Annotated in this window: 3 protein-coding genes; all 3 read right to left on the reverse strand. The window is 75.1% G+C overall.

Features of this window, described 5'->3' with window-relative positions:
* Positions 1-170: 170 nt before the first annotated feature.
* The 3 genes from tsaE to alr all read right to left on the reverse strand — a co-directional run bounded on the left by tsaE (position 171) and on the right by alr (position 3,217).
* Positions 171-695, reverse strand: coding sequence for a tRNA (adenosine(37)-N6)-threonylcarbamoyltransferase complex ATPase subunit type 1 TsaE (gene tsaE, locus RIN80_RS13070; protein ID WP_309095749.1), 525 nt, complete (start codon positions 693-695; stop codon positions 171-173).
* Complete coding sequence (locus RIN80_RS13075; protein ID WP_309095750.1) at positions 661-1,920, reverse strand: alpha/beta hydrolase; 1,260 nt, start codon at positions 1,918-1,920, stop codon at positions 661-663. The genes tsaE and RIN80_RS13075 overlap by 35 nt, the downstream gene beginning before the upstream one ends.
* Before the next feature lie 127 nt (positions 1,921-2,047).
* Positions 2,048-3,217 carry an alanine racemase gene (gene alr / locus RIN80_RS13080; RefSeq protein ID WP_309095751.1) on the reverse strand — a complete coding sequence of 390 codons (1,170 nt, stop codon included), beginning with the start codon at positions 3,215-3,217 and terminating at the stop codon, positions 2,048-2,050.
* Positions 3,218-3,473 lie beyond the last annotated feature (256 nt).

Here is a 3,473-nt window from a genome sequence, read left to right on the forward strand (position 1 = left end):
CCTGGCCGGAACGGGCACACCGCTGCCGCACGGCAACCGCGGCCAGGACGGGCGCGCCGCTGCCGGACCCGACGGCGCCCGGCTCGGCGGCGGGGCGCGGGCGGCTCAGCAGGGTCCCGGGTCGCCGGGGCGAGCCGCGGTGCCGGGGCCACACGCGGGGTGAGCGCGGCTCACGCCGTCAGGGCGTTCAGGTCCGTCGACGTCCAGCGTTCGCCCAGGCCGGTGACCGTCATGTGCCGGACCTCGTCCGTCGTGTCGCCCACCGCGCGGTGGATGACGACCTGGAGGCGGTCCTCGGTCAGCTCCTCGACCTTGCCCTCGCCCCACTCCACGACGACCACGGACTCGGGCAGGGAGACGTCGAGGTCGAGGTCCTCCATCTCGTCGAGGCCGCCGGAGAGCCGGTACGCGTCGACGTGGACCAGCGGCGGCCCGTCGCCCAGCGAGGGATGCACCCGCGCGATCACGAACGTCGGCGAGGTGACGGCCCCGCGCACGCCGAGCCCCTCGCCCAGTCCACGGGTCAGCGTCGTCTTGCCCGCGCCGAGTTCCCCGCTCAGCATCACCAGGTCACCCGCGCGCAGCAGTTTCGCGAGCCGGCGGCCCAGCTCCCGCATCTGCTCGGGGGACGTGACGACGATCTGGACGGACGATCCGGGCTCAGCCGGGTTGTGCGGTGCTGCTGGTGCTTCCATAGCCCTTCACGGTAGCCCCTGCGGGCACGGCACCCGTGCGGGTGAGCAGGTCGGCGAGGCGGTCGGTGACCACTTCCGGGTGCTCCAGCATGACCAGGTGCCCCGCGTCCGGCACCAGCACCAGCTCCGCGTCCGGCAGCAGATCGGCGATGGCCTCGCTGTGCTCACTCGGCGTGACCAGGTCCTGCACCCCGGCCAGGACGAGGACCGGCAGGTCGGCGAAGTGGGCGAGCGCCTCGGTCTTGTCGTGGTCGTTGAACGCCGGGTAGTACTCGGCGACCACGTCGATCGGCGTGCTCTCGATCATCCGCTCGGCGAACCGCGCCACCGCCGGGTCGACGTCCCGGGAGGCGAAGGAGTACCGCTTGATGATCCCGGCGAACAGTTCCGCGGTGGCCCGGCGCCCCTTCTCCACCAGCTCGGCCCGCTGCCCCAGCGCCTTCAGCACCCCCGGCAGCACCCGCCGCACCGCGTTGACCCCTGCCACGGGGAGCCCGTAGTTGACCTCGCCGAGGCGACCCGAGGACGTGCCCACGAACGCGACCCCGACGACCCGCTCACGGATCAGCTCGGGGAACTGGTCGGCCAGCGCCATCACCGTCATGCCGCCCATGGAGTGCCCGACCAGCACGATCGGCCCCTCGGGCACGGCCGCGTCGATGACGGCCTTCAGGTCGCGGCCCAGCTGCTCGATGGTGACCGACTCGCCCCGCGCCTGCGCCGCGCCCCGCCCGGAGCGGCCGTGGCTGCGCTGGTCCCAGTGCACGGTCCGCACGACGCCGCGCAGGGCCGCCCGCTGGAAGTGCCAGGAGTCCTGGCTGAGGCAGTAGCCGTGGCTGAAGACGACGGTGACGGGCGCGGGCGCCTTGCGGCCGAAGAGCCTGCGGCGGCGCGGCCCGATGGCCGGGGCGGCGGCCTCCGGGTCGATCTCGTCGACCTCGTAGTACAGCTCCGTGCCGTCGTCGGCGAACGCCTTGCCGGGCATGCCGCGCAGCGAGCCGTAGGGCCCCGCCGAGTCGAGGGCGAGCCGGGCCTTCTGGCGCATGCCCCGGCCGACCGTCATCCGCTCCAGGGCGACCCCGGCGGCCGCGCCCGCGGCCACCACGCCTATCGCGACGCCGGCGAGACCCGTCGCCCGGCGCCAGCCGCCCGCCGCCCCCGCGGCGGAGGCCGCGACGGCCGCGGAGGCGACGTCCGCGACGACCTCCGCACTGCTCTCGCTCACGTACCGCTCCTCTTCGCCGGGCTGCCGATCGGGTGACTCACCGGGTCGGATGATGCCGTGTGACTGATGGTGCCCCTGTCACCAGGGTGCCTTTCGTTCCTCGCGTGACCAGTCCCACCGGTGCGAGTTACCCGTCCCGTTCCTCCTTCACATAGACGCGCGGAACGCGCGTTCCGATCCGGGTCACGATCTCGTAGGCGATGGTTCCGGCCGCCTGCGCCCAGTCCTCGGCGGTGGGCTCCCCGCGGTCCCCGGGCCCGAAGAGGACCGCCTCGGTGCCCTCCGCCGGCACGTCGCCGCCCAGGTCGACCACGAACTGGTCCATGGCGACGCGCCCCGCGATCGTCCGCCACTTGCCCTCGATCAGCACCGGGCCGGCCGAGGAGGCGTGGCGCGGGATGCCGTCCGCGTAGCCGAGCGGGACGAGGCCGAGGGTGGTCCGGCCGGGCGTGACGTACCGGTGCCCGTAGCTGACGCCGTGCCCGCCCGGGACGTGCTTGACCAGGGCGAGCGAGGCGGACAGCGTCATCACCGGGCGCAGTCCGAAGTCGGCCGGGGTGCCCAGCTCGGGGCTGGGCGAGATGCCGTAGGTGGCGATGCCGGTGCGGACCAGGTCGAAGTGGCTCTCGGGGAGCGTGAGCGTGGCCGGGGAGTTGGCGATGTGCCGGACCTCGGGCCGCACGCCCTGGCCCTCGGCGTGGGCGACCATCTCGCGGAACAGGTCCAGCTGGGCGGCGATGGAGGGGTGCCCGGGCTCGTCGGCGCAGGCGAAGTGCGACCACAGGCCGGTGACGCGCAGCAGCCCCTCGGCCTCCGCGCGCCGGGCCTCGCCGACCAGGGCGGCCCAGTCCTCCCCCGGCTGGCAGCCGTTGCGCCCGAGGCCGGTGTCGGCCTTGAGCTGCACCCGGGCGGGGCGGTCGGCCGCCCGGGCCGCCTCGGTGACCTCCCGCAGGGCCCACAGGCCGCTGACGGAGACGTCCAGGTCGGCCTCGATCGCCTCGCGCCAGGGTCCGCCGGGCGTCCACAACCAGCACATGATGCGGCCCGGCAGTCCGGCGGCCCGCAGGGCGAGGGCCTCCTCGGGCGTGGCCGTGCCCAGCCAGTTCGCTCCCGCCTCTACGGCGGCACGGGCGCACGGCACAGCCCCGTGGCCGTACGCCTCGGACTTCACCACGGCCATCACGGCCGCGCCCGGGGCATGGGCACGCAGGGCCCGAACGTTGGCCCGCAGGGCGGCCAGGTCGATCTCGGCGCGGGCTCGCAGGGGCGCGGTCCGCGGGGCTGTTCTCTCGCTCATCGCGCCCAGTGTCTCAGAGGGCCCCGGCCCGCCCGGGGCACCGGCCCCGCCGACCGTCCGGCCACGTCCCGGGCCGCCGCCCCCGCACGAACACCCGCCTGCCCTTCTTCCGCACGCCCCACGGTCGCCGCACGTCCCCCACGCTGAGGTCGACGCAGCCCATCGAGCCGACGGCGGGGTTCGGGGCGGCAGTCATCGGACTCGGGGCAGGGGCGGCAATTCCTGCCTGGGCTCGGGGCCGGTGGGGGCGGCAGCC

Origin of the sequence: Streptomyces sp., from assembly GCF_031181705.1 — a bacterium.
Classification (GTDB): domain Bacteria; phylum Actinomycetota; class Actinomycetes; order Streptomycetales; family Streptomycetaceae; genus Streptomyces.